The sequence below is a fragment of the Acinetobacter seifertii genome (genome assembly GCF_016064815.1).
Taxonomy (GTDB): Bacteria; Pseudomonadota; Gammaproteobacteria; order Pseudomonadales; family Moraxellaceae; genus Acinetobacter; species Acinetobacter seifertii.
This window is the reverse complement of record NZ_CP065820.1, coordinates 2,896,014-2,916,524: the sequence shown is the minus strand read 5'-3', so window position 1 is coordinate 2,916,524 and position 20,511 is coordinate 2,896,014. Positions and strand designations below refer to the sequence as shown.

The following is a 20,511-nucleotide window of genomic DNA, read 5'->3' as shown; positions in this document are numbered from 1 at the left end:
AATTTCGTTGTTTTTGCTTTTCATCCAGAAAGGCGATGCTATTTTTAGGCCAAAACTTCCCCGTGACCTGAATAAACAAGTCTGATTGAAGAAAGTTTGAACAGTAGCTAGAGGCTTAAAGTGCTATTTCACCTTGGTGGCACACTAAAGTTAGAATAAAGAGCTATTATTCTTTGCTTTTTAAATCACTACTAACTGGAAAGACTGACATGGTCGCGAGAAAAACTGTTGAGCAGTCTTTTCTTTAAATAATGTTCCAGTTCGGATGCTAATGTCGTTTGAAGTAATGACCCGAGATGAATCATTCATAATGATTGCTTTTTGTTTGATATTTTTGAGTTTTGGCATAAGTAGCTTTTCAAGCGCCGAAACTAAAATATCGGTCGCAATGACACCAATAAACTGATCATGAATCATGACAGGGTGGGCAATGGTGATGGTGTAGGCGCCGTTACAAATATAATCAACGTAAGGGCCATGTATGCACGGGCTTTTATCTTGAGCAGGTTTGTGGAACCATTCAAAAGAGCGGAAATCTAAAAAGCGTTGCGCATTTTGGTAGTTTTCAAGTTTCGCTTGTTGTAACTGGTCTTCTTTTTTATACCACCATTCGAGTGTCCAGTAGTCTTGTTCGTCTTGCGTTGCTGGACTATAACTTGCAAAACCAGTTCCTTGACTATAATGGCTCTGATTTAGCGCATTTTTAATTTCCTTCTGCAAAGCAGAGCGTTCTGAAGTTGAAAGCTTAATATCTGCATTTTTTTCAGATGCATGCTTTGACAGAATTTTGCTTGCTTTAGCCGCCAGTGTTTCCGTAATCGTTGTTGTTTCCTCAACAACACTTTTTAATAAACTTTGAAGCTCTTCTATATCTAAATCTAAGTGCTGGGTCATTCCGATAACTCCTAAAATTCCATATTCCTAACTTGATTATTGATAAGCCATCTCATTTATTATTTTTATTCACTCGATAACTTATAGCGAAGCATTTGGTCAGTGAGCATTGAAACTATTTTTCTGGCTTGAATCACAGCTTCATTTTCATTGTTTTCAATAAAAGATGACAAAAGATGGTGATATTGCTTTACAACTTCACGGTGAAAATCGTTGTCTTGATAAAGTACAGCTATCAGTGGAGCCCATTCAGCCTGAATGGTGAGTTCCTGATTTGCGAGTCTTGCAGATTGGGCAAATGAGGTGAGTGTCAGCAAACAACGTAAATCAAGTTGTGCACGTGTATCTGCTTCAACGGCTTTCTCAAATTGCTCAATGAGTTCTTTGATTTTGCCTAGTTCATATTCAGTGGTTCTTTGAGCGGCTAAATATGCACTATGACTTAAAATTGCACTGTGAAACTCTCCTAAATCGGCAAGATACTCATTTGAAGCTTGGCGCAATGGATGTTGGTTTAACAGTAAATCTGAAGGTAGCTCACAAACAAAACTTCCTCCATTTCTGCCGCGACGTGTATCAATTAAACCTTTTACACGTAAAGTATTTAAAGCTTCGCGAACGGTAATGGGTGAAACGCCCATTAAGCGTGCTAAGTCTGCTTCATTAGGAAGTTGTTCATTGCTTTTGAGCAAACCAGAGATAATTGCATTTTCCAAGCGTTCTACAACTTGTTCAGAACGAGTTGCTTGAGCAATAGGTGCAAAAATTATCGTATATGCTGACATGGCGAATTCTCTAAAAGCTAAGTCAAAAGACTTAGCTTAATGAAGCGGATAAATAATTATTAAAACACGCCATAACCATGGACAGCCTGTTCATCTTCAGGCACGGCTGGTATTGCATCCCAAAGTTCAACAATTTTGCCATTATCTACACGCCATAATTCAAAATAGGCATGTCGATTTCCGGCAATACTACCTTCGGAATGAGTCAATACAAATTGACCATCAGCAATGGAGCGATGCGTTTTTGAGTATACCAAACCTTGTCCTTCATTACGGATATTGTTCAAAAAATCAATGACGGCTTTAACGCCATCTCCAATATCTGGACTATGTTGAATGAACTGATCGCCGTGGGTGTATTCTTTGAAAGCATCGTAATTTCCATCAATTAATGACTCCTTAAAGAAAGACGTCACAATCTCACGGTTTTTCTCTGCGTCATGGTGAGTGACGATTTCGGTTGGGCCGTCTAATTGGGTTCTACCACTTACATTTGGCTCTGCTTCTGCTACAAGCCCATCCCAATGTTCCACAATTTTGCCGTCTTTTACTCGGTAAATATCAAAGCCAACCAAAGGGTTTTCATCTAATCCCTGAAAGCGGCCATGAATTGCAACCAAATCACCATCTGCGAGCACGCGTACAGCTTCGTGTTGCATATCGGGACAATCTTCTACCAGTTGACGCAAACCTGAAATACCATTGGCAACCAGTGGTGAGTGCTCTATAAAGTCTTCAGAGAAATAACGGTCTAGAGCAGTGGTGTCATGCAAATTAAACAGCTCATGATGGGCTTTAGTCACCAAGTCTTTTATTTGTTGTTTATTCATTTTGATCTCCTTTCAAAGCTCATTGTTATTATTCGTTTGAACTCATCACATGTTTAACGCGGGTATATTCTTCAAAACCATAGCCAGATAAATCTTTACCATAACCTGATTTTTTGAAACCGCCGTGTGGCATTTCCGCGGTTAAAGGAATATGGGTATTAATCCAAACTGTACCGAAATCAAGTTCACGTGACAGGCGAGTTGCGCGAGCATGATCTTTGGTCCAAACACTTGAAGCTAGGCCATATTCAACATCATTGGCTTTTTCAATGGCATCATTTTCATCTGTAAATTTCTGAACGGTAATGACTGGTCCAAAAATTTCTTTTTGAATGGCTTCATCATGTTGTTTTAGGCCACTAATAACAGTCGGTTCAAAATAGAAACCTGGGCGGTCTGCTTGTTTTCCGCCTGTTTCAACTTTGGCATGAGCAGGTAAGTTATCGATAAAGGCTTTAACATTCTTTAATTGATTGGCATTGTTGAGTGGACCATAAAGAGCGTCTTGATCATCTGGATCACCAAAACGAGTATTTTTGGCAGCTTCAACTAACTTTCTTAAAAATTCATCATGAACAGATTCAGCCACAATGACACGTGTTGCAGCAGTACAGTCTTGGCCTGCGTTGAAATAGCCTGTTAAAGCAATCATTTCCACTGCTTTATCAAGATCCGCATCTTCAAAAACCAGTACAGGCGCTTTACCGCCAAGTTCAAGGTGAGCTTTTGCTAAGTTCGCAGCAGCAGAAGCTGCAACTTGTAATCCGGCACGAACCGAACCTGTAATCGAAACGAGTGCAGGGGTTTTGTGTGATACTACTTTTGAACCGACTTGCGCTTGGCCTAACACTACGTTAAATGCACCTTTAGGGAAGAATGGTGCAGCAATTTCAGCAAGTAAAAGAGTACTTTCAGGAGTGGTATCACTTGGTTTAAGTACCACTGTGTTACCAGCAGCTAAAGCAGGAGCAATTTTCCAGATTGCCATCATAAGTGGATAGTTCCAAGGTGTAACTTGGCCAACTACACCGATGGGTTCACGGCGAATAGAAGACGTTAAACCTTCTAAATATTCACCAGTTGCTGAACCATCAAGTAAACGGGCAGCACCTGCAAAAAAACGAACTTGATCTGCCGATATACCGACTTCTTCAGATGCAATTAAGTGTTTTAACTGACCTGTATTGCGACTTTGCGCTTCAATTAAACGCTCAGCATTTGCTTCGATAGCATCTGCCAGCTTAAGTAATGCTTTTTGACGCATTGATGGTGTACTGCGTCCCCAAATTTTAAATGCTTCTTTGGCAGCGGCATACGCTGCATCAACTTCTGCTTCGGTTGCATTAGGTGATTGTGCATAAACTTCACCAGTCACTGGGCTCACCAAGTCGAAATAATCATTTGCTTTGCTAGCAACATATTCGCCGTTAATAAAGTGTTGTAGTTGAGTTTTAGCCATTTTCTTATACCTTGTCCTTAGGTTTTAACATATAACATATAATACTATATGTATTATGTTTTAATTTTTCTGTCAAATGCCTTGATGAGGGGAATGAGTGAAAAAAGTGAGAATTCAAATCAAATTGAATTTTAAGTTTTTGATTTGATTATTTAAAAAAAATTAAAAATTTATTGAGGTTTTTAGAGTGGACTGTGGTTGTGATGGTTTTTAATTTTAATAGAGGGTACTTAAGGAAATTTCTTTGTAGGAATGAGAGGGTGAGCCAAACTTTATGGTTAGCCCATCAATTCTTATTCTTTGAAATCAAAGTCAATGTTAGGTTTTATGGCTGGCAAGTAAGATGCTGGTTTCACTATTATAAATACCTGAAATATTTCTGATTCTTTCTAAAACTTTGTCAAAGTTTTCTAAGGTGTCAGAGCGTAGCTCGACTAAAATGTCCCATTTCCCATTAGTTTTATGCAGACATTCCACCGCACTTTCTAGGCGTAGTTCTTTAATCACAGACTGTGCTTTGGTGCCTTCGACCATAATGCTCATCCATGCACGGATGACATTGCGTTCCGCATTTGGTTTAAAACGAACCGTATATCCGGTAATGACGCCCGAAGATTCAAGATACTCCATTCTCTTTTTAATGGTTGCTCTTGAGACGTGAACTTTTTCGGCTAACTCAGTTACAGACATCCGTGCATTGTCTTTGAGTAAACCTAAAATAATTTGATCAATATTGTCCATAATGTCATTGTCAATTATCAAATTGGTAAAAAATAATTCATTTTTTGCTGAATTACAAATTTTGTGAATCAATTTGATTTTGAATAATAGGGGCATTAGCTCACCCGAATAATTCAATTTAATGGACTAGATAAGATGAATAATTTTCCAGTTTCTCGCGGCAACTTTAATGAGTGGATGGTTCCAGTTTTTGCACCGGCAAATTTCATTCCGGTACGTGGTGAAGGTTCACGTATTTGGGATCAAGAAAATAAAGAATATATCGATTTTGCAGGTGGCATTGCAGTAAATGCATTAGGTCATGCGCATCCAGTGGCAGTCAATGCGTTAACAGAACAAGCAACAAAACTTTGGCATGTAGGTAACGGTTATACCAATGAACCCGTTCTACGTCTTGCTAAACAACTCACCGAAAATACATTTGCAGACAAAGTATTCTTCTGTAACTCAGGTGCAGAAGCGAATGAAGCAGCATTAAAGCTTGCTCGTAAAGTAGGACTCGACAGCGGTGTTGCGGGTAAAAGTGGCATCGTGGCATTTAATAATGCTTTTCACGGTCGTACTTTATTTACCGTTTCAGCAGGTGGTCAGCCAAAATATTCACAAGACTTTGCACCACTTCCAAACGGCATTAATCATGTTGCTTTTAACGATTTAGAAGCTGCCAAAGCAGTCATTAATGAACAAACATGTGCAGTGATTGTTGAACCGATCCAAGGTGAAGGCGGTGTTATTCCTGCTGACATCGAATTTTTAAAAGGTTTACGTGCACTGTGTGATGAGTTTGATGCCTTACTTATTTTTGATGAAGTACAAACTGGTGTAGGCCGTACAGGTTCACTTTATGCTTACATGAACTCAGGTGTTACTCCGGATATTCTTACCACTGCAAAAGCATTAGGCGGTGGTTTCCCAGTGGGTGCAATGTTAACGACTGATAAATTTGCGACGCATTTTTCAGTGGGTACGCACGGTACGACTTATGGTGGTAACCCGTTGGCAAGTGCTGTTGCTGGTGCAGTATTTGAATTTATTAATACACCAGAAGTGCTTGAAGGCGTAAAAGAGCGTCATGATTACTATAAAAACGCTTTAAATAAATTAAATGAAAAATATGAAGTCTTTAAAACGATTCGTGCAGAAGGTTTGCTAATAGGTTGTGCCTTAAAAGACAAATTCGCTGGTAAAGCAAAAGATATTAATAACCTTGCGGGTGAGGAAGGTTTACTGAGTCTGATTGCTGGTCCAAACGTTGTACGTTTTACGCCGTCTTTAATTATTCCATTTGCTGATATTGATGAGGGTCTAAAACGCTTCGAACGTGCACTTGCTCGCTTTGTAGAAATTCAAAAGGATGAACAAGCCGCATGATGATTATTCGCTACATTGAACCTAAGGATGTTAATGATCTTTACCTTTTGGCTCAAAAAGCGGGTTTTGGTTTGACATCTTTGCAGCCAAATATGGAAAAGTTGGCTGCACGTATTGAACGAGCATGTAAAACGGTAGCAGGCGAATTACCGAAGGCAGATCAGGTTTACTTATTTGTTTTGGAAGATAGTGAACTCAACAAAGTCGTGGGTGTTTGCGGTATTGAAGTGGCGCTCGGGTTAAAAGAGCCTTGGTATAACTTCCATGTGGGTACTCAAGTTCACGCGTCTGAACCTTTAAGTGTTTATAACGCTTTACCGACTTTGTACTTGAGTAATGACCATACCAACTGTAGTGAGCTTTGTACGTTATTTTTAGACCCAGACTATCGTTTAAATAAAAATGGCAAGTTTTTATCTAAAGTACGCTTCTTATTTTTGTCCACATTTCGCCAATACTTTGAAGAAACGATTGTGGCTGAAATGCGTGGCTATTCCGATGTAAATGGGCAGTCTCCATTTTGGAATGCAGTAGGTCATAAATTTTTTAATATTGAATTTACCAAAGCGGACTATTTAAGCGGAATAGGGCAAAAGGCCTTTATTGCCGAGCTGATGCCGAGACATCCGCTTTATGTCGATATGTTGCCAGACGATGCTAAAGCCGCAATTGGTATGGTTCATCCAAATACGCGGCCAGCCTACAATCTTTTGCTAGAAGAAGGGCTTCGCTACAAAGGCTATGTAGATATTTTTGATGGCGGCGCAACCCTACAGGCCGATATTGAAAATTTACGTGCCATTAAAGAAAGTGAGATTTTAACTGTACAAGTTGTAGAGTCTACTGATTTAAGTATAGGTGATGAACCTTATATTGTTGCCAATGATGATTATGAAAATTATCGGGCAATTGTAGTGTATAGCGCACCTTATCAAAATCGAATACAGCTTAGTTTAGAGCAAGCTAAACAGTTGAATGTTCAAAATGGGGCAGAAGTTCGAATATTGAGTATTAATGTTCAACAGGCTTCAAAATCAAAAGCTGTAAATAGATTGGAAAATATTCAATATTTGCAAATGGCGGTTAATTAGGCAGTGAGTTTTTACAACTCACCACATTTTATGAGGAATATTATATTATCCCTGAGTCAAAAAATTGATATGGATATACATCATCTTAATTGAATGAATGGAACTTATTATTTCATTTTAGATATTCAGATGATGAGATATAACGGGATAATTCTATGGTTTATATTTTATTGTTTTAAATAACTATTTTAAGATTTAAAAATGGAATTTACTAAATTATAAGTGGTTTTAATAATATTGGTAAGATGATTTATTCGGCTTAATCGAAGCTTATATCACTCATATTATTAAAACCTTTATAACGGTTGCTATAAATTGGAGCTAATATTACATGAGTAATAATAAAGGAAAGCAGTTCCTGGAAGGAGATCTCCTAGGCAGTCAGCATATGACTGAGCAAGAGGAGGAAAAGTTGCAACGCTCATTGACCAATCGTCATATTCAAATGATTGCGATTGGCGGTGCAATTGGTACCGGATTATTTATGGGTTCTGGAAAAACATTAAGTGTTTCCGGGACTTCAATTATTTTAACCTATTTAATTATTGGCTTTTTCTTTTTCTTCGTGATGAGAGCAATGGGTGAGTTATTGCTTGCTAACACGAACTTTAAAACATTTGCCGATTTTGCAACCGCTTATTTAGGTCCATGGGCAGGCTTTTTTCTAGGTTGGTCTTATTGGTGTAACTGGATTATTACAGCGATTGCCGATGTGATTGTGATTGGAGGGTACATGCAGTTTTGGTATCCCGATTTACCTGTCTGGATTCCAGCATTTACATCATTGGCAGTTTTAACCATACTCAACTTTGTGGCCGTTCGGCTGTTTGGTGAGCTTGAGTTTTGGTTCTCACTCATCAAAATTACTGCAATTATCCTGTTTATTTTGGCTGGTATTTATTTAATTAGTACGGGCTTTACTTCTCCAAATGGCGTCAAAGCTTCGATGAGCCATTTGTTTGAAACACAATCTATGTTTCCTTATGGTGTAACAGGTTTCTTAGCGGGCTTCCAAATTGCCATATTTGCATTTGTGGGTATCGAACTGGTGGGTACAACTGCCGCAGAAACAAAAGACCCACATACTTCACTTCCAAAAGCGATTAATTCTATTCCTTTACGTATTTTATTGTTCTACGTAGGCGCATTGGTTTGTATTATTGCAGTTACCTCTTGGGCAAAAATTTCACCAGAAAAAAGCCCATTTGTGGAAATGTTTACCTTAGTTGGCTTACCAATTGCGGCAGGTTTAATTAACTTCGTTGTCGCAACCTCAGCTCTTTCTTCGGCAAATAGTGGAATCTTTGCAACCAGCCGTATGCTATATGGTTTAGCTTTAGACAATGATGCACCGAAAAGCTTTAGTAAGCTGTCTAAAAGAAAAGTTCCAATTCGAGGGCTTGTGTTTTCAATGGCTTGTGTAACGCTTGGGACATCAATTCTATTCATTGTTCCAAATGTTATGACGGCGTTTACGATTATCTCAGCACTCACTTCAATTTTATGTATTTTTACATTTATGCTGATTGTACTTTCATATATTTATTATCGTAAGAAAAGCCCTGAATTACATATTCAGTCAAAATATAAAATGCCGGGTGGTTTATTTATGGCATGGCTGACGATGCTATTTTTAGTTTTTACTATCGTCATTTTAGCTTTAGATCATGATACGCTGATTGCTTTAGAGTTTTCACCAGTATGGTTTGTTGGATTATTTATTGCCTATAAATATAAAAAGAAAAAGATGTTGCAGCTTGATATTTTAAAAGCACAAAAGGTTGATTATATTTAGATAAATTTTAGTGGTTTTATTAGAAATTTTATTATTTTAAACCCCATAAAAAAGCCTCATTACGAGGCTTTTTTTATAATCTATTATTTAATATTTGGATCGCCTTTTTTCAAGAAAAAGCGAATTGCCAGTTTTTGCAAGAATGTTCCATAAGGAGGGTGGAAAAGCTGGGTCGGGAAAAACCGATGGCGAATAAATACAGTTTTTGCATGTGAAAGTTCACGAAAACCTTCTTCACCATGATATGACCCCATGCCTGAGTTACCGATACCACCGAAAGGAGCATCATGGTTAACTACATGCCAACCCCAGTCATTGATAGTTACACCACCCGAATGAGTTTCACGTAAAATACGGTCACGTTCTACGGAGCTATGTGTAAAGCAATAAAGTGCTAAAGGTCGTTCGTCCGATTTCACGTAGGTAATTGCATCATCTAAAGAATCATAAGCCACCACAGGTAAAATAGGGCCAAAGAGTTCTTCTTTCATAATGCGCATATCTGGTGTGCAATTCAGCACAATCTGTACAGGCATTCTGCGGCCTTGTTGGTCAAAGCTATACGTGTCGCAAGGAATAACACGAGCACCTTTTTCTTGTGCATCGGTCAAGATATCTTGAATACGTTTTAAATGACGGTCATTTACAATCGAAGTGTAATTCTCATTGGTTGTAATGTTTTGACCAAACATTTTTATAAAGCTGGATTTCGCAGCATCTACAAATTCTTCAATACTTTCTTTTGGAACCAATGCATAGTCAGGCGCTACACAGATTTGACCACTATTGGTTGCTTTACCATGCGTAATACGTTTTGCTGCATCGGCAATCGGGTAATTGTGGCTTACAATTGCTGGTGATTTTCCGCCTAATTCGAGAGTAACTGGAGTCAAATTTTCAGCAGCTGCTCGCATGACGACTTTGCCAATCGCAGGAGAGCCAGTAAACACAATATGGTTAAATGGCAAAGTGGTAAATCTAGCAGGATCTGTAATTTCTTCACCAAAAACCGCCACTTCATCTTCGTTAAAGACTTCTGCCAGCATACGTCGAAGCATTGCATTAGTATTGGGGGTAATTTCAGGCAGTTTAATCATAACTCGGTTGCCTGCAGCTAATGCGGCAATGAGTGGGCCAAGTGCTAAATAAACGGGGAAGTTCCAAGGAACAATGACACCCACCACACCTTTAGGTTGGTATTGCACACTTAAACGATTTGATAAAAATAAAAGCTCGGTACGGCGTTTACTTGGACGCATCCAGCGACGTAAATGATGAATCGCATGATCGGCTTCTAACACAGAACCAAGCAAATCGAGTAATTTGGATTCATCGAGTGATCTTGAACTAAAGTCAGCATTAATCGCGGTAGCTAAAGCATCTTGATAACGAATAATTTGTTTTTTGAGTTGATGTAGCTTTGTGCGGCGTGCTTCAAGGCTTGGGTAGGGATCTGCCTCAAAATTGGCACGTTGTTTGGAAAAAATAAGTTCCATATGTTCAGTGGCAGAGCCGCTATATTCTTTTAAAGTGGAGCTTTCCATTATTGTTCCTTCCATACTTTTGCTTATCATACTTTATGCTTGAAGCACGGTATGGTCGATGTTAAATTGAGACAACAAGAGGTAGTTTAGTGCCATTATGCACGTCACTCTAGGGATGGTGTGAGTTAAATGCCTAAAAAGCTTTATAAAAGTGCAAATGCTATTATCGAAGGAAACTATGATAATACATCCTTAGGCTCGAATACATATTTGCTGGGTTTGACCAGTTTATTTGATGAAATGGGCTTGCAAGGTCATTCAATAGTAGAAGTTCTGTCGGGCACAAATATTTTGCCAGATGCTATAAGTCAGCCTTCTTTATATATTTCTCAAGTCCAAAAAATTCAGTTATTTCAAAATATTCAAAAACTATCTCATGATCCCTTAATTGGACTACGTGCAGGACAAAAGCAGCGGCTGTCAGATTTTGGGGTGTATGGCTATGCGCTATATTCTTCGCGCAATTTTAGACAAGCGGTAGAGCTTGGTATTCGACACATTAAGCTTGCTGGTCCTATTTTAAAGAAATCTTTTTATATTCGAGATGACGCTGCCGTTTTTGAAGGGCAGGACATTATTGCACTAGGTAAGCTTCTACCTTTAGTGTGCGAGTTTTGGTTTAGCTCCATGCAAACCTTAATTGAACGGGTGCTTGAAAGACCATTTCAAGCGAAGAAGCTTTTATTACCTTATCCAGCGCCTGACTATGCAGAAGAATATGAAAAAGTTTTTCATTGTCCCGTTCAGTTTAATGCTGGGGTGATGCAATGGCACTTTGATTTAAAATGGCTCGATGTACCTTGCCCAAATGCCAACCCGATTACTGCGGACATGTGTAAGTCCTTTTGTGAGCGGATGTTAGGTGCAGCAGTAGTCGAAGAGCCTGAGTTGGTTAAAACAATCCGTTTAATATTATTGGATGGAACGGGGCTTTTTCCGTCGGCTCAAGAAATGGCTGAACGGTTACATATGTCAAAGCGAACCTTACATCGGCGCTTGGCAGGTTTTGATTTAACCTATCAAGAACTTTTAGATGAGACTCGGCGCCGTCTTGCTGATGAATATTTGCGAGAGACGACTTTAACCGTAGATGAAATTGCCGAAAGAATTGGCTTTTCAGATACCTCTAATTTTAGAAAAGCCTATCGTCATTGGACAGGTATTTCACCAAATGAGTATCGTGAGAAATTAGTTTTATAAATAGTGATGGGTTGACTTGTATGGATGAAAAAGATAGTGATTTAAGTTTTGAAAGTTTTAAAAATATAAATAAGCCAAACTTCTTTGGTGATACTGAATATATTTACTCAATTTTTAAAATTAAAGAACTACCCGTAGATTTACTTTTTAAGATTCTAAACTTGATTTTTCCTGATTTCCTTATAATTGAAAATCATATTTTTTTAGAGAGTGAGTTTGATCAAGACAAATTTAATAATTTAAAAAAAGTAGAAGAGACAAACAAAGTTCAGTTTTGGATGAATCTCATAGAATTGACGAGCCTACATGACGAGATGACAGCGGAGCAGGCTTTATTAATCGCGCAAAAAATCGTTGATTCTTGGAATGCAAAAATTAAATATGAGGGGTTAAATGCACACGGCAGAGCTAGAGTTTTTGAAGAAATTGAATATGGTGAGATTTTTATAACAATTGATTAGCTTTCAATTGTTATAAAAACTAATATTAGAATGGGTTATATCTAGACCTTAAATCGAGAGAGTAACTTTTTCTGCAAAAATGGATTACAGAGCAAAATCGCAAATAAAATAATAAATATACCGATAATACTGAATAGATCCGGTAATTCATGCCAAAAAACAAATCCCCAAACTCCTGCAAAAATAATAGCAATATAGTTCATTGGGCCAATTTGGCCTGCTGGCGCTAGGCTATAAGCATAAGACATAAACAGTTGGCTAATGTTTGCTAAAAGTCCTGCGGCAATGAGTAGAGCTAGTTCATGCCAAGTGAAAATACGCCAATGCCAAAACATTGGAATAGAGGAAATTAAACTACCAAAAATACAGAAGTAAAAAACGATACGCTCAGGCGGCTCTGTACTGGTTAAAGCTCTTACAGTGACAAAAGCCATTGCTGATAAAAAGCATGCACCCAAGCCAATAAAAGATAGTGCGTTAAATAAACCTTGGTCGGGTTTAGCAACAAATAACACCCCAACAAGCCCAATAACAGCGGCAAAAATCATCGATTTGGTAATTTTTTCTTTTAAGAAAAGCCATGCAATCAGTGGAATAAAGATAGGGGATGAATAACTAAAAACCATGGCATTTGAGAGTTTTAAGTTCGCAATCGCATAGAAAAAACCATACATAGCAGCAAGTCCCACTAGACTTCGCCACGTGTGCATCCACAATTTATCGGTTTTAATAAAGTCTAGCCCTTGTTTAAAGAGCATCGGAATAAAAATAAATAAGCCGACTGCATTTCTAAAAAATACGACGGTCGCGTTGTCTACCGTTTGTGAAGCAAAACGAATGCACACCCCCATAATGGAAAATAATAATGCGGATGTCATAAGACAAAGCAGCGCTTTTCCAAGTTGAGTTGAGGGGGGATTTGAAGCAGTCTGATTTTGCATAGAGAAATGAGTTTTTGGTTTTCGGTGTTATCTTAGCAGCGATGCAGGCATTGGACGAAATATCATTTGATAATGATTTAATAGTGATATTTATTAAAATAAAAAAAGAGAGCCTAGGTCAGCTCTCTTTTAATTTTTAGGGTGCTATTTACAGCTAAAATTTTCAGCTTTTTCGCTATCACCTTGACCATTGTAACGAGCAATGAGTGGGTAAGGGCAAAGTGGGCGGGTACGATCAGGTGCCCAGTCTTGTGGAAGCTCAGTATTCACTTGACCACTTGGGTTACCTGCGCCGCGTGCAGTCGCAATAATTTTGTCAGGTGCTTGCCCATATTCAACCCAGTTGACCAAAGCAGTCAATGCGTCAAATTGATCAGTCGCTATGCCATCACGGGTATGGTTCATGCCCGGAACTCTAAAGAAACGTGCAAATTCAGGTGCTGTACCTTTCGCATCATTTTTATAGTGTTGGAGCAGTTGATCGTACCAATTTTGGGTGTCATCCACAGAGAAAACGCCGTCTGCTGTGCCTTGTACAACAATCATTTTTCCACCGTGATTACGGAGTTTATCTAGGTTAAGTTCATCGGGTGGCATCATGAATGACATCGAACTTTCTGTGTATATATCATTAGTTGCCGATAGTTTTGGATAGTCGGTATCGAAGTTAAAATTAAAGGCAAATTGTCTAGAGTTTTGAGTCACGGTTGGGTCTGGTGGAACTTGAAAAAGAATGCCGACTGCAACTGGGTCACGTGCTGTTCCCACCGAAGATTCAAATTTCCAGCTTGCCCAGTTACTACCGACTAAACCGGGGTCGAAAGGCTGGGTTGCATAGAGCGCTTGTCCAGCCGAATTTACAGGGCCGCGGTAAATGTTGGCTAATACATCAATTTGTTCGGTGCTTAAACAAGTACCATCTCTTGTGCTTGAGCAAACGGGTACATGCTTATGAATATCAAAAGCTGTACGGCAAGCCTCGACATCTTGAACCAAGCCATCCGCAACACCGTCTAAGGCATCGCATCGATCTAAAATTGCTTTTGCTAATACTTTGCGCTCTGAAAGGGTAAGAGCCGTACTTAGGTCATTTTCATCTGTTGCGACACGACGAAGCTGCTGTGCTGTGTAGAGTTGAGCTGCGGCCGCACGAGGTAAATGAAAGCCCGGTGTACTTGCTAAAATTCCATCATATTGGTCGCCCAAACGGGTTGCAGCAATCATGGCATGACGTCCGCCGTTCGATGTACCACCTGCATATGAGCGGTCTGGCAATTTACCATATGCGGCTTTAATTAGGTTTTTTGCCATAGGCGTGAGCTTGGTAATCGCACCGTAGCCGTAGTTAATTCTGGCTTGAGGGTCTAAACCAAACATTGGATTTTGTGAAGCGTTATGTCCAGCGTCGGAGGAAATAACAGCAAAACCATCATGTAGAGCATTGGTGAGTGGTCCACCGCTACCAACCTGACCTGTTGCAGGGACTAAATTACCATCGGTTCCGCCATTACCTTGATAGAGAAAACGTCCATTCCAGTCAACAGGTAGGCGCATTTCAAAACCAATTTGATAGGTTTGTCCATCAACAGGGCTTATACGTTGATCCATATAACCTTTAACCAAACAATGAGCGCCAATCGGTTTATTGGCGACAGTCAATGTGCCTGCCTCTTGAAGAGTGGAGGAGCTAATGACCGTGTTGTTGTATTGAAATCCGAGTAAGTCCGTACAGCTTCCTGTCATTTTTACGCCAACAGCAGGAGATAACTGTGGTGGTTTGGTTGTTGAGGGAGCCGTTGTGTCAGCATTATCACTTCCACAGCCTGCCAAAGCACCAAGCATGGCAAGCACTAAAGCGGAGCGGGTCAAAATTCGTTTATTGTTGGTGTAATTCATTTATTCATATCCTTATTGAATGAATGTTTGTAATTAATCTAAAACCAAAAAATTAGCTGTGCTTCGTGCGATCATTTTGTTGTTTTGCCAAGCTTCACTTTCGAGATTCAGTACAGTTTTGCCTTGTTTAATGAATCGGCATTTTGTAATGACTTCGCCTACAGCACAGGGCCTTAAAAAATCCATGGTTAAGTTAATTGTGGTAGCGGGTTTATGGTCATTGGCGAGATATGCAAAAAGTCCCATCACGTCGTCAAGCATGGCGCAGATCATGCCACCTTCAACTGTGCCGCGTGGATTGGTAAAGCTTTCTAGTGCTGTGTAGTGAATGTTAAGTTCAGTGTTTTTTTCATTCCAATGGATATTATGGCCACCCAAATGGTGATGGATGGGCGGTAAGTGTTCTAAAGTTTTTTGATCCATAATGAAGGCTCCATTCTTTTTGTAAGTGTTATAAAAATTATTATTTCACCGTATAGGCATCATAAATAACCGCTTTGCCCAAGCGCATTGCACTACCTACTGCAACGGTCTGGTTCAGCCATGAGTATTTGGGTGAGCTGGTTTCAAACTGCATGGTAATTTTGAAATAGTAATTTTTCGGGTCAACATCTTTGCCTTGAGCAAGCTGTTTTAGTGTTTCGGCTGAGCCATGTCGGTAACCTTTGGTTTGAAGATAAATCAGTGCGCCGTCATCGGTTTCTAATAAATATCGCGTATCAATAATCGCTAGACCTTTACTGTCAACGATTTGCCAATCTGCACCATTATTTAAAATACGGCCTTTAAGTGTTTTGCCTTCGAATGTCCCACCTGTAATAGGAATAATTCGGCGTTTACCTGCATCACTGGTTGTGCCTAACTCCCAAACAGGCGCATTTAAATCAACACTAAATTTTGCTAGAGGTTCAAGCTGAATAGGTGGAGGGCTATATTGAGTTTCAGCGTGAGTCAGGGCAATCAGACTCATTGTGCAGAGTAGCGTTACAACTTTCTTCATGATGAATTTCTCGAAATTAAAAAGAGGTTCTATATGTGACAGAACCTCTTGTTTTGAATTATTTAAATTTCCATGTGTAGTCGATGTTGATACGGGTTTCGTTTACAGGTTTGATATTGGCTGTAGAGAGCATGTTATTGTCATAAATGGCGTAGCGCGCGCGTAACCCTAGATTTTTTAACCAGCCACTTTGAACGGTGTAGCCTAAATCGAAGTCTGTTTCTCGCTCTTTTAGATTGGTTCCACCTAAGTTAGGTGCATAAATATTGTGACCTGTGGTGTAACGGGTCATAAAACGTAAACCCGGTACATAATCTTTAAAGTCATATTCATAGCGGAAGCTATAGGCTTTTTCTTTTGCGTTTAAAAACTCACCCGGCCATGTATCAATAAGGAGTCCAGTTTCACCGCCAGTCAAATAGGGAAACGCGGTGTCGCCGTGATGTTGGAAGGTTCCAAAAATAAATTTATGGTTTTGATGTTTGAGTTCGAAATGCGCATGGTAAAGGTCATTATCGACTAAGCCAGCTTTTGCTTGTCCGTCGTCTCGGCTACGGTAGTAACGTAATTGTGAACTCAGGTTGGTGGTGTCATTAATTTTGTATTGGTGTAATGCACCCACCATGGTTTGGTTATAAAGATCATCAACATCCATATAAAAAGCGGTGAGTTTGAGTGAAGGGTTAAACTGATAGTTTCCACCTAAATAATAAAGGCCGCTCGTCTCAGCACTTTTGTATCGACCATTTACCCCAGAAATTTTAATTTTTTCATAGTTGGTTGAATCTCTTTGATTTACCTTATCGATATAGGCTGCCTGTAAATCGAAATCTTTAATATCTTTACTGGTCAGTGAAATTCCTCGATAGGTTTGAGGAAGCAATCGAGCAGGTGAAGCCACTAAAACAGGGTTCATTGGCATTAGGGTACCAATGTGTAGTTCAGTTTGACTCATTTTAGCTTTTGCTGTGACGCCAATTTCTCCATAAGAGTCTGCTGGTTCATTGGTACGCGTGTCTCTAGGTAAATTGCCTGTACCTGCGTATTTGGCGCTTGCATCTAGTTTAAAACCTGCTGTTGCCAGTACATCTAACCCAAAACCAACGGTTCCTTCGGTATAGCCTGAATTTGCTTTGAGAATAAACCCTTGTGTCCAGTCCCTCGCTGCTGGATAAGTTGATGGGACTTGATAGTCTCGGTCAAAGTAGAAATTTCGTGTGGTGAGTTCTACTGAACTGTTATCAATAAAATTGCCAGCCCACACTGAACTTGAGAGCATAAGGGTAGAGTACATCCATAATTTCGACATCGCATTTCTTCCTGAAATAACATTTTTTGTTTTCAAATAAGGCATAGTTGTTGTGTCTGCCTTATTTGGTTTTTAAATCGAATTATTTTCCGAGCAGTTCTCGGGCCACGATTTCTTTCATAATTTCATTGGTTCCCCCATAGATTTTTTGTACCCGTGCATCCACAAAAAAGCGTGAGATTGGGTATTCCTGCATGTAGCCGTAGCCGCCAAAAAGCTGAAGTAATTGATCAATCACTTCACATTGGACATCGGTAATAAAGCACTTCAGTGCGGCAACTTGAGTGACGCTTAACAGGTGTTGTTGATACAGCGCTGCACATTGGTCTACAAAAGCTTGGGCGGCTTTCGCTTTGATTTGCGCGTTTGCCAGCACAAAGCGTGTGTTTTGCATTTGGCTTAAAGGTTGTCCGAAAGCTTTACGCTCCAGCACATAGTCTTTAGTAATTTCAATGGCGCCTAAAATTGACCCCAACGCCATCATGGAAATACTCAAACGTTCGCGAGGTAACTCTTGCATTAAATAAGCAAAACCTTGTCCTTCTTCACCCAAACGCTGAGTTGCAGGCACACAAACATCATCAAAAAATAGTTCGGCTGTATCTTGGGCATGCAATCCAATTTTTTGCAAAGACCGACCTTTTTTAACGCCATCTAACGCAGCATCGACTAGAAAAATCGAAATGCCTTTTGCTTTAGCTTGCGGATCAGTTTTCGCAACCAGAATGATCAGATCGGCATGCAAACCATTTGAAATAAAAGTTTTTGAACCATTCACGCGGTAGTGATCATTTTCTAAAATGGCTTGAGTGCGTATAGCCTGTAAGTCTGAACCAGCATTCGCTTCGGTCATGGCAATAGCAGTGACGACTTCACCTGTCACCATTTTTGGTAACCAATAACGTTTTTGCTCTTCGGAACCGATATTTTGTAGATAAGGAGAGACCAGCTCATTTTGCCCGCCAATGGCAACCGCCAAAGATGCAAAACCAGCTTGAGCAGTTTCTTGAACCAGCATGAGTGAGTAATGAACAGGAGCACCGTAGCCACCATATTCTTCGGGTACATCGACGCACAAAAAGCCATTTTCCCCAAGACGAAGCCACAGATCACGCGGGATGAGGCCATCGTGTTCCCACTGTTCATAATACGGAGCAACCTGTTCTTTTAAGAACCTGCGGTAGCTGTCTCGAAATATTTCAAATTCTGTATCGTGTGGCATGTTGAACCTTTTTTTAGGCAAAAGTGAGGCTAAGGCCCAAACCGAAGTTTGAGCTTCCTTTTTTATTTCAATTGCTTATTGCTTTAAGGTGGGTACCCGAATAATCAGTGGGTTTTCGGCCTGTTTTTGATAAAGCTCATCAATTAAAGCAGCACGACGCTTGGTAATATTGCCTTGATTAAGGTTGCCTTTATCGGTCACTTCACCTGCATCGAGTTGAGGTGGCTCGGTCATTAAATAAAGCATAGAGACTGTATTTGAACTTCCAGTCGCATCTTTATTAAAGGTCGTTAAAAATTGGCGGAACCATTGTTGGACTTTAGGGTGTTGCAATATCTCTATTGCAGAATGTTCACTAAGCTTAAGGCCAGCATATTGAGCACACGCTTCTAATTTTGGAAAAATCAAAAAACCAACTGCATTTAGGTTTGAACCTGTAATACAAACATCTTGAACCAGTAAATTACCTTGAATGAGTACTTTGTTGCGTAGTGTGCCCACATTCACAAAAGTACCCGTATTAAGTTTAAAGTCTTCGGCAATACGTCCGTCGTACATGAGGCCTTTGGTTGGATCATTGATGTCGACTAAACGAACAGCATCGCCTGTATGGAAAAAACCTTCATCATCAAAAATAGTGCTTTGCTGGTCCGCCTTTAAGCGCCAATAACCTTTCATGACATGTTTGCCACGAACGCAAAACTCAAGTTTGTCACCACATGGCACCAGCTTAATTTCGCATCCCGGAGCAGGGTAGCCAATAAAGCCTGCCATCACGCGTGGACCAGTGGTAAATGCACAAGAGGGTGCAGTTTCAGTCATGCCTAATCCGCTCATAATGCGAATTTTCTCTCCGCAATGTTGCTGAGCAATTTTATCGAGTCTGTTCCAGCCCGCTTCTGAAAGCGCTGCACCTGCAAAGAATAAAATTTTAACTTTGGCAAAAAAGCGATCTCTTAATTCTTCATCTTTTTCTAACGCTTCAGTGAGTTCTTCCCAGCCTCTTGGCACATTTAAATAAACGGTTGGAGAAATTTCTTTGAGGTTACGAATGGTTTCGTCAAATTTTCCTGCAACGGGTTTGCCATCATCAATGTAAATGGTGCCTCCGTTATAGAGCGCAATGCCGACATTGTGACTGCCGCCAAAGGTGTGGTGCCAAGACAGCCAGTCGAGTAGGACAGGCGGCGTTTCTTCAAACTCAGGGAAAGTTTGTAATAACATTTGCTGATTAACACACAACATTAAATGTGTGGTCGGTACAGCTTTAGGCAATTTGGTTGAACCTGATGTAAACAGAAATTTGGCAATCTGGTTTTCATCAAGGGTTTGATAAAACTCTTGGACATTTGAAACTGGCGTATCTAATAGCGACTGAAAAGATGTGCAGATCTGATCGCCTACAATTCCTTTATTGGTCACCACTTCAATATCAGGCGTAATACATGCCTGAATCGCTTTGGCAAAAGCTTGCCCATCGCTGGCATAGACCATACCAGGAGTGAGCACTTCAAACACATGTTTGAGTTTGCCAAAGTCTTGGGAAATCAGAGAGTAGGCAGGGGAAATAGCAGAGAAAGGCACACCTGCCAACATGGCACCCATAGACAGAGTTAAATGTTCGAGATCATTACCACTTAAAATAACGAGTGGTCGTTCTTGGCTTAAATTACGGTCATGTAATGTCTGAGCAATGTGCCATGCACGTTGTAAAACTTCTGCATAACTCAGTTTGACCCATTCGCCTTGAGCATTGCGTTTCGCTGCAAAAATATGGTCGGGTTTGGTTTGTGCAAAATGAATTAACCGATCTGTCAGTTTTTGTGGATACGGTTTTAATTGCTCTTTGGGGCTGATATAGAGCGTGTCATCTTTGTGGTGATAATGAATATCATGTTGCCCTAATTTTACGAACCGTTCGCGGTCTTGTGATTGAGTGGCATTCATTTGCATTTCTTTCACTCCATGGAAA

General features: G+C 39.9%; 18 protein-coding genes. 5 read left to right on the top strand and 13 right to left on the bottom strand.

The window, feature by feature from the left end; translation table 11 throughout:
* Positions 1–180 precede the first annotated feature (180 nt).
* The 5 genes from I8T81_RS13485 to I8T81_RS13465 form a co-directional block, all read right to left on the bottom strand.
* Positions 181–894 carry a cache domain-containing protein gene (locus I8T81_RS13485; protein WP_198071440.1) on the bottom strand — a complete coding sequence of 238 codons (714 nt, stop codon included), beginning with the start codon at positions 892–894 and terminating at the stop codon, positions 181–183.
* Between the two features lie 65 nt (positions 895–959).
* Entirely contained in the window at positions 960–1,679 is a 720-nt protein-coding gene (locus tag I8T81_RS13480) for a FadR/GntR family transcriptional regulator (protein ID WP_151761772.1), read from the bottom strand.
* A gap of 59 nt (positions 1,680–1,738) precedes the next feature.
* Positions 1,739–2,509, bottom strand: coding sequence for a nuclear transport factor 2 family protein (locus tag I8T81_RS13475; RefSeq protein ID WP_198071439.1), 771 nt, complete (start codon positions 2,507–2,509; stop codon positions 1,739–1,741).
* Between the two features lie 28 nt (positions 2,510–2,537).
* Positions 2,538–3,968, bottom strand: a complete 1,431-nt coding sequence (locus I8T81_RS13470) for a gamma-aminobutyraldehyde dehydrogenase (protein ID WP_198071438.1) — start codon at positions 3,966–3,968, stop codon at positions 2,538–2,540.
* 318 nt (positions 3,969–4,286) lie between these two features.
* Positions 4,287–4,709, bottom strand: a complete 423-nt coding sequence (locus I8T81_RS13465; RefSeq protein WP_198071437.1) for an Lrp/AsnC family transcriptional regulator — start codon at positions 4,707–4,709, stop codon at positions 4,287–4,289.
* Positions 4,710–4,844: 135 nt separating this feature from the next.
* Between I8T81_RS13465 and I8T81_RS13460 the strand changes: the two genes are divergently transcribed.
* The 3 genes from I8T81_RS13460 (at position 4,845) to I8T81_RS13450 (ending at position 8,966) form a co-directional block, all read left to right on the top strand.
* Positions 4,845–6,080 carry an aspartate aminotransferase family protein gene (locus I8T81_RS13460; RefSeq protein ID WP_198071436.1) on the top strand — a complete coding sequence of 412 codons (1,236 nt, stop codon included), beginning with the start codon at positions 4,845–4,847 and terminating at the stop codon, positions 6,078–6,080.
* On the top strand, positions 6,077–7,171 hold the full coding sequence (astA, locus tag I8T81_RS13455; protein ID WP_198071435.1) for an arginine N-succinyltransferase: 1,095 nt from the start codon (positions 6,077–6,079) through the stop codon (positions 7,169–7,171). The genes I8T81_RS13460 and astA overlap by 4 nt, the downstream gene beginning before the upstream one ends.
* A 331-nt stretch (positions 7,172–7,502) precedes the next feature.
* On the top strand, positions 7,503–8,966 hold the full coding sequence (locus I8T81_RS13450) for an amino acid permease (RefSeq protein WP_198071434.1): 1,464 nt from the start codon (positions 7,503–7,505) through the stop codon (positions 8,964–8,966).
* Positions 8,967–9,049: 83 nt separating this feature from the next.
* Here the strand turns inward: I8T81_RS13450 and I8T81_RS13445 are convergent, their stop codons facing one another.
* Positions 9,050–10,510: a coniferyl aldehyde dehydrogenase gene (locus I8T81_RS13445; RefSeq protein ID WP_198071433.1), complete on the bottom strand. Its 1,461-nt coding sequence runs from the start codon at positions 10,508–10,510 to the stop codon at positions 9,050–9,052.
* Between the two features lie 129 nt (positions 10,511–10,639).
* Between I8T81_RS13445 and I8T81_RS13440 the strand changes: the two genes are divergently transcribed.
* Positions 10,640–11,710 carry an AraC family transcriptional regulator gene (locus I8T81_RS13440; protein ID WP_198071432.1) on the top strand — a complete coding sequence of 357 codons (1,071 nt, stop codon included), beginning with the start codon at positions 10,640–10,642 and terminating at the stop codon, positions 11,708–11,710.
* A 20-nt stretch (positions 11,711–11,730) separates the two neighbouring features.
* Entirely contained in the window at positions 11,731–12,171 is a 441-nt protein-coding gene (locus I8T81_RS13435; protein WP_198071431.1) for a hypothetical protein, read from the top strand.
* A gap of 41 nt (positions 12,172–12,212) precedes the next feature.
* Here I8T81_RS13435 and I8T81_RS13430 read toward each other — a convergent pair whose 3' ends face one another.
* The 7 genes from I8T81_RS13430 to I8T81_RS13400 form a co-directional block, all read right to left on the bottom strand.
* Positions 12,213–13,112 carry a DMT family transporter gene (locus I8T81_RS13430; RefSeq protein ID WP_198071430.1) on the bottom strand — a complete coding sequence of 300 codons (900 nt, stop codon included), beginning with the start codon at positions 13,110–13,112 and terminating at the stop codon, positions 12,213–12,215.
* Between the two features lie 144 nt (positions 13,113–13,256).
* Positions 13,257–15,008, bottom strand: coding sequence for a tannase/feruloyl esterase family alpha/beta hydrolase (locus tag I8T81_RS13425; RefSeq protein ID WP_198071429.1), 1,752 nt, complete (start codon positions 15,006–15,008; stop codon positions 13,257–13,259).
* A gap of 33 nt (positions 15,009–15,041) precedes the next feature.
* Entirely contained in the window at positions 15,042–15,431 is a 390-nt protein-coding gene (locus tag I8T81_RS13420) for a PaaI family thioesterase (protein WP_198071428.1), read from the bottom strand.
* Between the two features lie 40 nt (positions 15,432–15,471).
* The gene (locus tag I8T81_RS13415; RefSeq protein WP_004702853.1) at positions 15,472–16,008 is read right to left on the bottom strand and encodes a DUF3237 domain-containing protein; all 537 of its coding nucleotides are present in this window, start codon (positions 16,006–16,008) and stop codon (positions 15,472–15,474) included.
* Positions 16,009–16,066: 58 nt separating this feature from the next.
* Positions 16,067–17,317: an OprD family porin gene (locus tag I8T81_RS13410; protein WP_198071427.1), complete on the bottom strand. Its 1,251-nt coding sequence runs from the start codon at positions 17,315–17,317 to the stop codon at positions 16,067–16,069.
* An 82-nt stretch (positions 17,318–17,399) separates the two neighbouring features.
* Complete coding sequence (locus I8T81_RS13405) at positions 17,400–18,539, bottom strand: acyl-CoA dehydrogenase family protein (RefSeq protein ID WP_198071426.1); 1,140 nt, start codon at positions 18,537–18,539, stop codon at positions 17,400–17,402.
* 75 nt (positions 18,540–18,614) lie between these two features.
* Positions 18,615–20,501, bottom strand: coding sequence for a feruloyl-CoA synthase (locus tag I8T81_RS13400; RefSeq protein ID WP_198071425.1), 1,887 nt, complete (start codon positions 20,499–20,501; stop codon positions 18,615–18,617).
* Positions 20,502–20,511 lie beyond the last annotated feature (10 nt).